Annotated in this window: 12 protein-coding genes; 4 read left to right on the top strand and 8 right to left on the bottom strand. The window is 61.1% G+C overall.

Going from position 1 to position 14,874, the window contains the following annotated elements:
- Positions 1-30: 30 nt before the first annotated feature.
- Positions 31-525, bottom strand: a complete 495-nt coding sequence (gene tssB / locus P5W99_RS27965; protein ID WP_421029155.1) for a type VI secretion system contractile sheath small subunit — start codon at positions 523-525, stop codon at positions 31-33.
- A gap of 504 nt (positions 526-1,029) precedes the next feature.
- Between tssB and P5W99_RS27970 the strand changes: the two genes are divergently transcribed.
- Both P5W99_RS27970 and P5W99_RS27975 read left to right on the top strand, forming a co-directional pair.
- The gene (locus tag P5W99_RS27970) at positions 1,030-1,377 is read left to right on the top strand and encodes an STAS domain-containing protein (protein ID WP_035532714.1); all 348 of its coding nucleotides are present in this window, start codon (positions 1,030-1,032) and stop codon (positions 1,375-1,377) included.
- A gap of 164 nt (positions 1,378-1,541) precedes the next feature.
- A complete protein-coding gene (locus tag P5W99_RS27975; protein WP_421029157.1) occupies positions 1,542-2,030 on the top strand; it encodes an Hcp family type VI secretion system effector in 489 nt (162 codons plus the stop codon).
- Positions 2,031-2,129: 99 nt separating this feature from the next.
- Here P5W99_RS27975 and P5W99_RS27980 read toward each other — a convergent pair whose 3' ends face one another.
- From P5W99_RS27980 to P5W99_RS28005, 6 genes are all read right to left on the bottom strand, one after another.
- Positions 2,130-2,474, bottom strand: coding sequence for an STAS domain-containing protein (locus P5W99_RS27980; RefSeq protein ID WP_421027110.1), 345 nt, complete (start codon positions 2,472-2,474; stop codon positions 2,130-2,132).
- A gap of 14 nt (positions 2,475-2,488) precedes the next feature.
- Entirely contained in the window at positions 2,489-2,914 is a 426-nt protein-coding gene (locus tag P5W99_RS27985; RefSeq protein WP_421027111.1) for an ATP-binding protein, read from the bottom strand.
- A complete protein-coding gene (locus tag P5W99_RS27990; protein WP_434665367.1) occupies positions 2,911-4,914 on the bottom strand; it encodes a SpoIIE family protein phosphatase in 2,004 nt (667 codons plus the stop codon). The genes P5W99_RS27985 and P5W99_RS27990 overlap by 4 nt, the downstream gene beginning before the upstream one ends.
- Positions 4,915-4,968: 54 nt before the next feature.
- Complete coding sequence (locus P5W99_RS27995; RefSeq protein WP_434665370.1) at positions 4,969-5,919, bottom strand: hypothetical protein; 951 nt, start codon at positions 5,917-5,919, stop codon at positions 4,969-4,971.
- A gap of 1,114 nt (positions 5,920-7,033) precedes the next feature.
- Positions 7,034-8,998, bottom strand: coding sequence for a serine hydrolase domain-containing protein (locus P5W99_RS28000; RefSeq protein ID WP_434664509.1), 1,965 nt, complete (start codon positions 8,996-8,998; stop codon positions 7,034-7,036).
- A 175-nt stretch (positions 8,999-9,173) separates the two neighbouring features.
- Positions 9,174-11,090, bottom strand: coding sequence for a serine hydrolase domain-containing protein (locus tag P5W99_RS28005; protein WP_434664511.1), 1,917 nt, complete (start codon positions 11,088-11,090; stop codon positions 9,174-9,176).
- 291 nt (positions 11,091-11,381) lie between these two features.
- Here P5W99_RS28005 and P5W99_RS28010 point away from each other — a divergent pair, with 291 nt between their 5' ends.
- Positions 11,382-11,966 carry an HNH endonuclease gene (locus P5W99_RS28010; RefSeq protein ID WP_421027116.1) on the top strand — a complete coding sequence of 195 codons (585 nt, stop codon included), beginning with the start codon at positions 11,382-11,384 and terminating at the stop codon, positions 11,964-11,966.
- 1,094 nt (positions 11,967-13,060) lie between these two features.
- Here P5W99_RS28010 and P5W99_RS28015 read toward each other — a convergent pair.
- Positions 13,061-13,549 (bottom strand): MarR family winged helix-turn-helix transcriptional regulator, encoded by a 489-nt coding sequence (locus tag P5W99_RS28015; protein ID WP_421027117.1) that lies wholly within the window; start codon positions 13,547-13,549, stop codon positions 13,061-13,063.
- A gap of 104 nt (positions 13,550-13,653) precedes the next feature.
- Between P5W99_RS28015 and P5W99_RS28020 the strand changes: the two genes are divergently transcribed.
- The gene (locus P5W99_RS28020) at positions 13,654-14,862 is read left to right on the top strand and encodes an MFS transporter (RefSeq protein WP_421027118.1); all 1,209 of its coding nucleotides are present in this window, start codon (positions 13,654-13,656) and stop codon (positions 14,860-14,862) included.
- Positions 14,863-14,874: the final 12 nt, after the last annotated feature.

The raw sequence follows: 14,874 nt of genomic DNA on the forward strand, positions 1-14,874 counted from the left end.
GACGATATGGACGATGCCCGCCCGGCGCAATCACTTCTCGCCGATGCCCAGCTCGCTCAGAAGACGCGCGCGCACGCCCTCGTCCTCGATGAGATCCTGAACCCGCTTGCGGAAATCCGGGATGTTGCCCAGCGGCCCCTTGAGCGCCTTGAGCGCATCGCGCAGCGCAATCATCTGGCGCAGCTCCGGCACCTTCTCGACAATCGCGTCCGGCGAGAAGTCGTCGATCGACTCGAACTTCAGGTTCACCGCGAGCGCGGCGTCCGGATCGGCATTCGCTTCCAGACGGTTGGGCACCGCCAGATCCAGCGACAGTTTCTGCCCCTTGAGCACGTCGTTGAAATTGTCCTTGTCGACGTTGACGGGCTTCATTTCCTCGATCGGCGTATCGTCGTCGCGCAGCGTGAAGTCCCCCAGCACCAGCAGCTTCAGCGGCAACTCCACCTCCGCCTTGGCATCCCCTGTCGCCGGACGATATACGATATTGACGCGCTCCTTCGGAGCGACTGACCCGTCAGATGCCATGGCCGATCCCCTTTCTTGTACCCGTAGCTGTTGGTGAAAACAGAGAGCTTTCTTGTAGCCCTGGAGAATAGCGTTTACCCAATTCGCACGCCACAAAAATCTGTTTCTCACGCATTGGACAATGCTTTTCCTTGCATGACGCGATTACGATCCATAAGGAAATTTGCATACCACATCGATGTGGTATGCAAACGAGTCAGACTGAATATTTTTATCGGTTTTTTTCCCACTTCGATCCGCGCACGGTACGTGATACGCTACGCGCGCCATACGCCCGATTCACGTGGGCGCGACATTGCGAGAGCTATGGATGCCATGGAGCATTGACGGTTTTTTTGTCAATCGTTTGAAAGCTTTTTAGTTGCCCCAACCGCCTGTTTCACAAGACGCAATCATAAAATTGGGCGCGTGAATTCCCTGTGTGGCGAGTACATGAACGATAACGTCCACACCACGACTTACCGTTGCAACGGTAAACAGCGGTAAACCATTGCACGAGAGACCATGTTGGCAAACCAGTATGAAATGCACGGAGATGTGCTAGTAGCGAACCTCGAAGGCGCGCTCAACAGCACGAACTCCGCGCAAGTCGAGGCCGAGATTCTGCGGCAGCTCGACCGGGGGATCAATCAATTGCTGATCGACTTGAGCGCGCTCGACTACATTTCCAGCGCCGGGCTGCGCGTCGTGCTCGTGGCGGCCAAGCGGCTCAAGCAGTCCGCCGGCCTGCTCGTGCTGTGCGGCGTGCAGAACCAGATTCGCGAAGCCTTCGAAATCAGCGGCTTTCTATCGATCCTGAGTGTCGCGGACACGCGCGCGCAGGCACTCGAGCGCTTTAATCAGGTTGCCTGAGAGAAACACGCCGGGGCAGCGCGTATTTCATCGGTAACACGGTGCGGCTTTCCTGAAACAAGCTCGTAATGGCCCGCGACCAGAATTCATCCCATGCGCAGAGACGAACTCTGAGCAACGACTGAAGACAACGCCGCAACCGAATACCAACTGGAGAAATCATCATGCCGATGCCGTGCTATCTCGTACTCGAAGGCCAGAACCAGGGAAAGATCGAAGGCTCGACGAAGGTCAAGGGCCACGAGGGAAAGATCCTGGTGCAGGCCGTGGACCACACCATTGAAATTCCGAAGAGCCCGCAGACGGGGCTGCCCACGGGCAAGCGGGTGCACCTGCCGATGACGCTGACCAAGGAAATCGACAAGTCCTCGCCCAAGCTGTTCCAGGCGCTGACCTCTGGCGAGCAGATGAAGGACGTGACGCTGGAGTACTACCGCATCTCGCCGAAGGGCACGGAAGAGAAGTACTACACGGTGAAGCTGTCGAACGCGATCCTGACGAACGTCCGCGCATGGACGCCGAACTGCCTGGCGTTGGAGAACAAGCAGATGGGCCACATGGAGGATATCTCGTTCACCTACGAGAAGATCACGTGGACATTCGACCCGGACGGCATCGAGGCGGAAGACTCGTGGCTCGCACCGAAGTCCTGAACGGCACACACAATCCGGGCCGCGCCTGAACCTGCGGCTGAGCGGCAAGGGGCCCGCCGCAAGGCGGCCCGTCACGCATGGGCAAGCGAGGCGCGACGCTCAGGCGCCGTTGCCCGAAAGCGCGGCAAGCGCCGCCGCGCGGTCTGGCAGAATGCGAAACAGCGAGTCGAAGCCGATCACCTGGAACACCTCGTGAACCGGCGCCGCGAGTCCCGCCAGCACGAGATCGTGCCCGGTGCCCTTCGCAATCTTCGCGGCCTTGAGCATCACGCGCAGCCCCGCCGAACTCACGTACTGCACGTCGGTGAGATCGAGCAGCACGCACGACGCGCTCTGCACGCGCTCGGGCAACACTTCTTCGAGCTGCCCCGCCGTCGTGCTGTCCACGCGCCCCGACACGGCGATTGCCAGCACTTCGCCCTCGTTGACTTCGCTGATATTCATGTTTCCCTCGTAGATCAGTTTCGCGCGGGCGCGATGCGCTTCGCGAAGCTCAAACAGTTGTACGGCTCGCGGCGTTCATAGGCCACCTTGTCCATCATCTTCTTGACGAGAAAGACACCCAGCCCGCCAATCGCGCGATCCTCGACGCTGCTCGTCACGTCGGGGTCGGCGAGCTGCAGCGGATCGAACGCGACGCCGTCGTCGATCACCTGTGCCCACACCTCGTCGGCCGCGACCGTCACGTGAATGCGGATCGGCTGCTGCGCCGAGCCGTAGGCCGCGATGTTCGAAACGACCTCGTCGAACGCCATCGCAAAGGACTGCAGCAGCGCATGCGGCAAGCCGTGCGCGGCAAAAAATATGTCGAGTGAATCGACAAGGCCGCCGATATCCGGTGCGTGCACCGTCAACTGCGTATCGAATCGGTCGCTCACGTTCATGCCTTCGTCGGCCCGGCCGCTCCATAGTGAACTGCCAGGCAGGTAATGTCGTCGGACTGCGGCGCGCCATCGGCGAACTCGTAGACGCTGTCGACGAGCCGCTTGAGCAGCGCCTCCACGCCGAGTCCCGCCGAAGCCGCAAGATGCCCGGAAAGGCGCACTTCGCCGTACTCCTCGTCGGCGGGGTTGAACGCCTCGGTAATGCCGTCGGTGTAGAGCAGCAGCGTCGAGCCCGAAGCGATCTGGGCGCTCGCTTGCACGAACGGCACGCCTTCGATCACGCCGAGCGCCATGCCGCCCGTGCCCGGCAATTGAGAAACCGTGCCGTCCGGCGCGATCAGCCAAGGCGAATTATGCCCGCCGTTCGCGTATTCGAGCATACCCGTGCCCGTATCGAGAATACCGTAGAACAGCGTCACGAACATCGTGGCCTCGTTATCCTGCGCGAGCAGGTCGTTGGCAAGCGCGAGGCAGGCGCCGGGACCGGCTGCGCTTGGCGCGATCGCGCGCAGCAGCGTGCGCGCCACGGCCATGAACAGCGCGGCGGGCACGCCCTTGCCCGAAACGTCGGCGATCACCACGCCGAGCTTCTGGTCGGACAGCCAGAAATAGTCGTAGAAGTCGCCGCCCACCTCGCGCGCCGGAATCATGCGCGCGAACATCTGCAGATCGGGGCGCGACGGAAAGCGCGTGGGCACGATCGACTGCTGCATGCGCCGCGCGACGTCCAGCTCCTGCTGGATCGACACGAGCTGCGTGTGTGCGTTGAATACGTTCTGGATAGTGAGGAACCAGGGGCGCCACGCCTGCGGAATATCGGGGATCGTTTTTACCGAGCCGCGGTCTTCCTCCTGGATATAGCGCACGAGTTTTTGCGCGGGCACGATCGCGTCGCGATAGGTGAAGCTGCTCGCGATCAGCAGCATCAAGGTCAGGCCCATGACGAGCAGCAGCACGCTCGGCACGCCCGTTTCCAGCGCCACCTTCACGAGATTCCAGCGCGGCACGAGCAGCACGAGATGGAACGGCGCGTTCTGGATGCCAAGCGTCTCCACGTAATAGCCGTCCAGCTCGACGAGGTCGCCGTCCGCCGCCTGCAGCGTGGCTGGCAGATCGCGGCGCAATGCCAGAGGAAACGCTTCAGCGGCCTGCAGAATGGTTTGTGCGCCCGAACGCACGAGGGTGGGATGCGCGAGCAACTGCCCGCGATCGTTGATGATGAAGAGCGTGCCGAGGCTCTCGTCCCAGTTGCGCACGAACTGGTTGAGCCGCACGAGCGTGAGATCGAGCGAGACCGAACCGCGAAACGCCTTGTCGTCGTAGACCCCCGCCGAGGCCGTCACCATCACGCCCTGGCCCGCTTCGTCCAGATACACCGGCGTCCAGAGGATGTGCCGCGACGGATCCGCGGCGGGCTCGACGCCGGCGAAGAACTCCTTCTGCTTGAGCGAATCCGCGTAGAAGAAGTTTTTCGACGACACCCACGGATAGATATTGATGAAGCGGTACGCCGACGTGTAATAGACCCAGGTCGCGCCGGGCAGATTGGCCTTGAGGGTCTTGAATGTGCCGTTCAGGCTCAGCGCCATCTCCAGTTCGCGGTCGATGGCGGGCGTGCGCACGCCGACGAGCCCGGTCAGGTTGCCGGCGTCGGCGACGGTCCACGGCGGCGGCAACTGCTCGAGTTCGATGCTGCCGGGCGCGGCGCCCGGTTGCAGCGCGCGCAGCAGCACGGAAGGCGCGGCGCCCTGTGGATGCAGGCGAAACCAGGTTTGTGCCTGGATGCGCATCGTGTTGACAGCGTCCGAGGCGGTCTTGACGATGGCGTCGAGCGACACGGCCTGCTCCTGCATGCGCTGGCCCAGGCTGGACGTTTCGGCGCCCAGCGTCATCCGGAACTGGATGTAGACGAGCGCGCACGCGACGATCAGGACACCGACGAAGGTGCCGCGCATGACGCGGTTGTAGCGGGCGAACAATGCCGCCGTCAGGTCAGCCATACGCTGCCTCGCTCCGTGGGAATCCGGCGCCATGCCGGGTGAGGTCGCGCAGCATCATCGGGCCAGGTTCGCGGCCATGGCCGGCGCGCTTGCGGTGCGGTCCCGCTGCGCTTCGTCGAAGCCGATATGCGTGAGCCGCTTCTGGAACACGCCGAGGCTCGTCAGACGCAGGATCGCCGAAAACGCCTTGCGCGCCATCGAGCCAGGATCGGCGGCACGCGCGCCCTGCTCGGCGGCCAGCACGGCGATCAGCTCCTGGTAGTCCTCGATGCCGGCCACCATCACGTCGAACCAGCTGAGCCACGCCGCCTCGATCGACGCATCCTGCAGCAGCACCTTGCACATGCGGCCGATGCGCGTGGCCTGATCAAGCAGGATCACGTCGATCTCCTCGTCGTTGACGCTCAGGCGCTGGCGCAGTTCGCGGTCCCAGCGCACGCTGATCTCGGGAAGAAAAATGTAGCGCAGCCCCTGCACGAGACCGATGCGCCGCTCGGCGGAGGGAATGGTCGTGAAGCCGTCGATGGGCCATCCGTCGCCCGGGAAATCGATGATCTGCCGCACGAGGTCGGTTGTGTCGGCAATGCGCCGCGGCTCCTTGAAAAGCACCGTGAGGCCGGGGCGCGCATTGTCGGTCCATTCGCCTGGCGACAGCACCCGGCCGACGAACGCGTCGATCTGCGCGGCGGCCTGCGCGAGCCGGAACACGCCAGCGGCGAGCGCCGCCGCATTGAAGCCCGCCGCCGCCTTAACCTCCAGGCCGACCGAGAGCTCCTGGCTCACGCCATAGCGCCCCAGCACGGGGCGCAGCACGATCTCCCGCACGTGGTCGTCGCCATTGAGCAGGCGCAGCAGCGGCTGCACGAACTCGTCGAAGCGCGCGCCCACCGGATAGACACGCGATGCCGGCAGCGTCACGGCACCATGCCCGCGCAGGCGCGCCAGTCCGCCTGCGCTGGACTGCTGCGTCAAACCCACGAAATAATGGTCTGTATGGTCGACCATCGACATTCCCCGAACGCGGCCCCTTGAATGCAGCAGCATGCATGCGTTGCAACCGCCACCACCTCAGCGCAGAGGACAAACGGGAACGCACGCCTCGCGCCGCCTCGCGGCGATACTTTCACAGGCCTGCCCCCTCATGCCGTCTTTCTCGGTATTGCTGTTGACTGCGCAGGGTCGCTGCTGACGACAACGAGACGAAAACTCGCGAAACCGCGCACAAGTTCGAATACGTCCGTACGTTTTTGTGCGGGACCGTCCATGCAGCAAAACGCGCAGTGAAGGTACCCAAACAAACCGGCAGTGTCAATCGCGACCTCGGCAAAGCGCGCATCGCCACATCGCTTCGAGCTTGCTGGCGACGGCGGTTCATTTCGGCGTGGCTCAAGTCTTGATGTTCATGGTCGTAAACCCGATTGTCGCGTAATGCAAGCCACTACCGTTGCAAAACAGGAAGAACCGTGGCGCCGAAGCGCAAGGGCTGTCCACCGGATGGCTCGACCATGAATTCGCCGCCGTGGTCCGGAGGGAGTATCCCTGATGTTGAAAGCTTCGACGGCATCACGAGCAGCGCCAGAACGATCGCGCAAAGTCTCCGTGACATGTTGTTTTCCCTTCTTACGGTTGAATCGAATGCGGATCGGTTTATTGGTCCGACCGTCGCGTCGTGCCGACGATCAAGATATCAAGCTGTTTCCCAATCTTCAATCGTGGCACGATTGCGAACGAAAGAAGCCACATATTTATCTGGATTACTTATTAATTGACCGGGATCGCAGCGGGATCATGCGGTGCCCTTTCCCCACTGTCCGGGATGCACCGACCAGGCATCGCATCGCAGCGCATCGACTAACCAGGGGGTATGATGAGTCTCGCGTTGCTGCTGGGCGGCGGCAGCTTTCAATGGCAGCGCCAAAAGAAACATTCCGCAGCGTGACCGATGCGCAGATGAAGCAACGGCGAATATGCCGACCTTCGCTCCCCCCGCAATTTTCCCTCAACTCACTTTAACAGCACGATGAAGTAATGGTGAACATGCCATTTTTCGCCCACGAATGCAATTTGAACCACAACACCCTCATGACGGCGACGGCAAACTCATCGCCAGGGCAAGTATTCAGGATGCTGGAGTAAACGTTCGACTGCCGACCGTCATGGTCGGCGTGCCGTTCACCGTTCCAAAAGCGACCTCGTTCAGGTCGCGGAACATGTTAACGGCCATGCGTGCACGTGCGCTGTCGTTCGGGACAGGCAGGAGCAACTGGCCGTTTTGGAGGATCGGTCCGCCACCGGTAAGGAGTACATAGCCTGGCAGTTCGTTAAGGCTGCCGATGACGGTGGGCGCCTCCATCACACTCGGAGCGACCTTCCATAGCGTGGAATCCGTGGATTCGTTATTGATCGTCCACTGCGTTCCCACGCGCTGCTGCCACACGGCGTCGAGTGCCGGCGCCCGCGGCAGTTGCTGGGCCAGCACGCTGACGTCACCGGAAGCGGCGCGCGCCATCAGATAGCAAAAAGTGGTGGCATTGCCGTTCGAATCCTCGCCCGGTACGACCTCGAAGCGGTAGCTCGGCACACCGCTGGTGCTGCTCCACCACCAGCCGTCTTTGCGATATTGATAGCTCGTCACGCCTTCATTGATGGGTGGCCATGTGTAGGGTGTGACGGTCGAATCGAGCGTTGCGAGCGTGAGACTGCCGTCCGCAGGATTGACGGTAACCTGGATGGGACCGGTATTGTTGCCGTAGATGCCGCTCATGGCCGCGACATTCGGGGCCGGGGCCTGCGATGGGATCTGCGCGGCAGTCGCGCTGGCCGGCAGCGCGGCAATCGTTCCTTCCTCCTGCAGCGCACGCAGCGCGATGCCTCGGGCAATGTGGCCCGGATAGAAAGCGTCGTTCAGGAAATTTCTGCCGCCGCAGACGAGAACGGCCAGTTGCGCCTTCGGCACCACGATGAAGTCGGTATAGAAGCAGATGGAACCGCCGGTCTTCTCCCAGGCGGTGACGCTTGCCGCGGACAATGCGGGGAGCTGCACGTTGTCCCAGCCCAGTCCCCAGCGACTTTCCGGCAACAGGTTGATCGGCAGTGTCGTCGTCTGGTCGGTGCCCATCTGTGCGACGCCGGCCGCGGACACGATGCGCTGCCCCTGAAAGACACCGCCCGCAATGAGCATCTGCGCGAGGTTCATCATGTCGCCCGGCGTTGTGTTCAGGCCGCCCGAAGCGTAGGTGTTGTAATACTCGAGCTGGCTGGTCGGGACGCCATTGATGTACGGATGCGCAAACTCAGCCCCCGCCGACGTCTGCGCGCTCGTCAGGAAGCCCGAATTCGTCATGCCGAGCGGCGCGAGAATGTTCTGCGTGACGAAGTCCGGGTAGCTCTGCCCGCTCACCGCCTGCACGACAGGCTCGATCATCGTGAAGCCGTCATTGTTGTAGCTGGCCATCTGCCCCGGCAAATGCTTCAGGTGCATGTTCGCGAATGCCTGCATCGTCAGTTCCGCGTCGCCGGGAACCGGCACGAACGCAGAAGCATCGTGACCACAGACGAACCCGGGCAGGCCCGAGGCATGCGAGAGCAGATGCCGCGTCGTGATCTGCGTATAGGCCGGCGAGAGCATCTTGAATGACGGCAGGTATTGAACGATCGGCGCATCGAGGTTCAGCAGCCCGCGATCCTGCAGGATCATCGCCGCCAGCGCGGCCACCACCTTGCTGACCGAACCGATGTTAAAGCGCGTGAGCGTGGTCGCCGCCGTATTGCTGGTGGCCGAGCCAAACGCTTTCTGCCAGACGATCTGGTTGCCTTTGAGCAGCGCCATCGACACCGCCGAGCCGTCGGTCTGTCCCAGATTTATGGCCTGTTGGACGGCGCTCTCGGCCCAAGCCCGGGTGTTGGCGTACGTGCTGGCGGAGCTATTGGCCGCGCCGCTGCCGCAGCCCGGTAACGCGACGGCCAACATGCCGGCTCCCGTATAGCCGAGGAATCTGCGACGGCCCGCGCTCTCCAGTATCGCCCCGGCGGCCGTTTCCAACGGCTGGAGCGTTTCCCCCGAAGTCCCTGCAATCTTGTTCATGGCGTGTGGTCCGTCTTTTCGTTTACATTTTGCCCACGCGGCACGCAAATCGTACCGGCATTCGTTTTAAAGATGGCCAGCAAATAGAATTGTGCGGATGCAGTTTTGGCGATGTCATCATCCTGCATCTGCGTTTTTGGAGCGCGACAGACCGCTATCGCCTCTACTGGCCTGATTACACTGGAACCCTGACGAATTGCAGTCCGCCAACGGTCATGGTCTCCGAACCGTCAGCGGCAACGGAAAAGCTGATTTCATTCAATTCTCTGCCCGCCTCGTTGGGCGCCCGGACGGACACCCCGCCACGATCGTCCGCTAACGGCGTGAGCAACTGGTACCCCCACGGATCGTTCCCCCCAAACAGGATGTATCCCTCGAATTCGGAAAGGCTGCCGATCGTGGTGTGCCATGTGGCGGCTCCGCGGAGCGCGGTGATTTCGTCGGTGGAAGCCAGGTTGGTCGGCACCCATGTCGAATTCAGGCGCGCTTGCCATGCGGACGAAAGCGGCAGTGATTGCGCCGTCAATTGTTGGGCTATGACGTCGCCGCCCAGGGTACTGCTGCCGCTCGTGCGTTGAACCAGATAGCGGTAACTGAATGGCTGGCCGTTCAGATTCGTTCCGGACTGGATATTGAAGCTGTAGCTGTGTCCGGTGTTGTCGCTCCACCACCAGCCGTCGCTGCGATACTCGTATTTCGTCACCCCGTCGTCCAGTGGCTGCCACATGCTGTTGCCGGTACCGGTCCCCGCATACCGGTTGAGGACGAGACTGCCGTCCGTGCCGACCTGCACGTGGATCGGCGCCGAATGGTTGCCATACATGCCCGCGGCTGTCGTGACGTCCGGTGCCGTCGCAACCGGTGGGACGACCGCCCCGAGCAGAGGCGCCGACGCACGGATAGAACCGTCTTCCTGCATGGCCTGCTCCACGAGCCCGTAGGCCAGCGCAAATGGGTTGTAACCCGTATGCCCCGTCAGCATCACGGCCAGTTGCGCATCCGGCAGCACGATGAACATGCTGGAGAATGCGGGCGTCTCACCGTCCTTTATCCACGTCGTATTGCCTGCATAGGCCAGTGCGGAAGACTTGACCCAGTCCCAACCCAGTCCAAATGAATACACCGGCGTCGGATTGACATGAAGCTTCGTTGTCTGGTCGCGGCCCATCTCGGCGATAGCCGCAGGCGACACGATTTGCCGCCCCTGGAACGCACCGCCGTCCAGCAGCATCTGGGCGAAGTTCATCATGTCCCCCGGTGTCGAGCACAACCCGCCGCTCGCGTACACGTTCGAGAATTCCTGCGGATACCATGCGCCATTGATGCCATAGGGCATGGCAAAGGTGCCGGTGGTCGGCGCGCTTGCCAGGAAGCACGAGTTGGACATGCTCAGCGGGGTCAGGATATTGTGCTGCACAAACTCGACATAGCTCTGTCCGCTCACCGCGGCAACGACAGGGTCGACGAGCGTGAAGCCATCGTTGCAGTAGTTCGCCATTTCCCCCGGCGAATACTTGAGGTGTTCGTTCGCGAGTGCAGTCAGGGTGTTTTCGACGTACCCGGGCATCGCTACGCCGCCCGTGAATATATTCCAATTGTTCTGTCCGCCTAATCCCGAGGAATGTGACAGCAGAAGGCGTGTAGTGATCCGCGTGTAGTGCGGCGAGAGCATGGAGAACGACGGCAGATATTTCGCGATCGGCGTATCGAGGTCCAGCAGCCCCCGGTCCTGCAGGATCATCGCGGCCAGCGCGGCGAAGACTTTGCTGACCGAGCCGATGTTGAAACGTGTCTGGTTCGTGGCCGGCGTGCTGGCCGACGCGTTGCCGAAGGCCTGTTGCCAGACGATTCGGTTGCCCTTCATCAGCGCGACCGAGAGGGCGGCGACTTTACCCGTAAGCGCGGCCTCACACTGCTGCCGGCCCCATGCAATGGTGTGGCTGTATGCGTTGCCGGTGCTGCTGCCGGAGCATGCGGGCAGCAGCGCGGCGAGGATCCCCGCACCCGTATAGCTGAGGAACTGCCGGCGGCCTGCGATGCCGAGCGTTGCGTCGATGTTTCCGATCGGATTCCAGCTGTCACTATTCTTCACGTCTTCCCCGTTTGCGTTTCAGAATGAGTCTGCGCCCATCGCCGGCCGACACGGATGCCGGCCGTCCCCTCGAAATGAGGGAGATTCTGGCACAAGCGTAGTCAATCCGTCTCAACGGCTTCCTCGCTCGCAAAACCAAAGCCTTGCCTACCGTTTTGCACCGCTCAATTTCGTGTCCCCGGCCGGATAAGCATCGGCGGAACTTTCCAACGCAAGGAAAGATGGTCGTATCGAGTAGCTGTTTGCCAAGTAATTTGTGTATCGAACTGCGATTGCCGCCGAAATTGTGGCGTGCGGCGAAATGATCGTTGTTGTTCGAAGGCTTTCCGGCGCTTTTACACGCTGGTACAGCAGCTATCGCGCACCCACTGGATCGATCACATCAAGGCGAACCGGCGCAAACACGCCATCCTCGGTAATGCCAATGACCTGGAGGACTTCCTCTTTTCATGCTCCCGACAATCGCTAACCATTATTGGTACGGAGTTGCGCAAGCTTGATGGAGCCCGGTGCTTCTACTGCAGGAGCGGCATTACCGACGCGGACGTCGACCATTTTGTACCCTTCTCACTCTATCCGAGGGACCAGGCGCACAATTTTGTGCTTGCGCACCCGGCATGCAATCGCAGCAAATCCGACACGCTCGCGGCAAGTCCCCACCTCGAGCGCTGGCTGGAGAGACCGATGACAAAATCTGATGCACTCAACGAAATCGGCGTTTTAGCGGGCCTGGCAAATGACAGGATCACAGCGAATCGCGTCGCGGCGTGGGCTTACGCTGCCGCAAATGCTACTGGTGGGCGCGCCTGGCTGTCCGCGTCGAACTATGAACCCGTAACGCCCCGCTATCTTCGCCTCCTGGAGGCAGAGTATTGAGCGAGCATGTGTTTCGACGAGAGGTAACGTCGATAGCAAAGACGCTTTGACTATCTAGCCGCGTCTTGTTCCGCAGGATAGCTGGGGAGGAGCAAGAAAAACAGCCGAGCGGTTTAACCAAACTATTGCATCTACCGGTTGAATCCGCCAACCTCAAGCTGCCTCAAGAATGGCGACACCTGAGCGTCAGCAACCGCCGACAACTTGTCGGCGGCGACACGGCGCGAATGGCGCAACGTCCACTTTTTATTCTTCTCGCATACACCGCTCTTCAGTTTAGTGCGCTTATGCAATTCGCTTAACAATATTCAGGATCGCCCATTGCTCACTTTGCATAGCGTCGATTCGCTTTCTAGAATCGTCTCTAATGCGTTCAGCTTGGGGGAGAGGAATGTGCAACGAAATAAAACGGGGAAGCGACAACAGACAATTGCCGGACCAAAAGTGGACTGTAAAAAATGTAGCAAACCGAACGATCTTTCTTGAGTTCCCAAAGAATTTTATGCGGCGACACATCGCGCTCGCGTCAAAAAATGGGGTAGTCGGTGAAACGAAGATAGCAAACAAGGCCTCAAAACGACACATCCTTACCTTGAAATCCGATGGTGTAAAGAGCTTCGGTTACTCGTCCCGATCTGCAGCTCATAACGAATTGAGGACCCGCTATAACGGCAGCGCCACTGGAGCACAGCACATCATCGATTGCTCGATCACTGACATCAACATAGTGATGACGACCTTGGCGACAAAGCTTGCAGAACTCGACAGCGGCGATTGGAATCGAGGAGACGAACGTTCAGTCCCGTTCACTTTTGAGCACGCATGCGTTAAAAAAGCAGACCCGTCAGTCCCTGGGGCTAACGCCCGTCGAGTACCGCTCCCGTTTTGCGGCGCGTTGACGATCCGGCCAACGGCCCATCGGCAGCACGCCCGTAAAGCTACGCGACGAAGTTTGATCCGCTTCTCGTAATACCCTTTGAGGTATCGTCACCCTCGAAAGGTGTCCTGGCGAAGCCCGACACGACTGTAGTCCGCACAAGGATTCACGAGGCATCCGCGGTCACTTCGGGGCGACGCATGTAGCACGGCGATACTCACGTCTCGACCCCGCGTATCAGCTTGTCAAGCAGGTGATCGAGCTGCTCGCGCTCTCGCGCGCTCAGCAATTTCAGCGCATCCTGCTCGTTGGCAATGTGGTGCGGCAGGATTTCGGCAATCAGGTCAGCCCCCTTCTGTGTCAGGCATACGTCTACGCTACGTCGATCCTTCGCCGACGCTCGCCGCTCGATGAGCCCCGAACGCTCGAGCCGGTCGAGCCGGCTCGTCATCGCACCGGACGACAGCATCAGCGACTCGTAGAGTTCAGTGGGAGTGAGCTGGTACGGCGCACCTGCGCGGCGCAAAGCCGCGATCACGTCGAATTCCCCTGTCTGCAAGCCGAATTGCGCCGCGAGCGGCACAAGCCGTGTGCGTTCGATCAAATGGGTCGCCTCCAGCAAACGCCCGACCGTCGCCATGACGTTCGCGTCAATTTCAGGCATCTCCCTTCGCCACTGTTCAGCCGCGCGCGTGGCTCGCCCCATTTCTATACCTCCAAAGCAATTTTCTTGACGCCAAGATATCAGCTTGCGTCCCCGTTGTAACTAGGTTATTTTACTCGATGTAAAGATACTTTATGTAGAGATATATGACACATCCAAAAGCAGCGAATGCCTCGTGGGTCCTCGCGAGCGCGATCATCGCGCTCGCGCTGAACCTGCGGCCGACGATGGCCGGTGTCGGTCCTCTGCTGGAAAACATCATGGCCGCCACAGGCCTCGATCATGCGAGCGCCGGGATGCTCACCGCGCTGCCGGTAGCCGTCATGGGTGTAGGCGCATTGCTCAGCGGGCCACTCCAGAGACGCGGGAGCGAGCGCACATATGTCGGCCTCGGTATCGCCCTGATTGCCATGGCGTGCGCGGCGCGTGCTTTCTGGTATGGCGGAACAGCGATGCTGATCACCGCGGTCCTTGCCGGCACAGGAATCGCGCTGGTACAAGCGTTGATTCCGACGTTTATCAAGCGCGTCTACGGCTCACGCGCAGGTGCAACGATGGGGATGTACACCACCGCGATCATGGGCGGAGCTGCTGCCGCGGCCGCGCTGGCCGCCCCGCTTGCGGAGGTGTTCGGTTGGCCCAGCGCGCTAGCATTCTGGGCGCTACCCGCGACCTTAGCATGGGCTCTCTGGCTCAAGTCTACGCGCCGGACGGATTCGGCCCATGCGCCCCTCTTCCAGGCGCCTCGAGTCCGAATGGCACGTTGCGCGGTCTGGCGTAGGTGGCGAGCGTGGGAACTGATGCTGTTCTTCGGCGTAGGCACTGGCGCATACACGCTGGTCCTCGCGTGGCTGCCGCCCTTCTATATCCAACTCGGCTGGAGCCGCGCTCATGCCGGATATCTGCTCGCAGGTGTCACAGTGGCCGAAGTCATTGCCGGGCTCGGCGTATCGGCCGCGATTGAGCGCATGCCTGACCGCCGCAAGCCACTGCTCGCCGCACTCGCCCTGCTGATCGGCGGCCTGGTCTGCCTACTGGCAGCACCGATCGCACTTGCGCCTGTCGCATGCGTGCTGCTCGGTCTGGGTATCGGCGCACTCTTCCCCCTGTCGTTGATCGTTGCGCTTGACCATAGCGAGGATCCGGTGCGTGCAGGAGAACTCGTGGCCTTCGTACAAGGCGGCGGCTATGTCATCGCGAGTCTCATGCCACTGGTCGCGGGCGCGTTGCGAGACCGCTTCGCAGATCTTTCCGGTGCGTGGGCAATCATGGTGGTGGGTGCACTCCTCCTTTGCCTGCTCGGTACACGCTTTTCCCCGCGCTCCTATGCGCGTCTTTCTTCTCCCCACGCCTGACGCAGGAGACTC

Source organism: Paraburkholderia sp. A3BS-1L, assembly GCF_051125215.1.
Classification (GTDB): Bacteria; Pseudomonadota; Gammaproteobacteria; order Burkholderiales; family Burkholderiaceae; genus Paraburkholderia.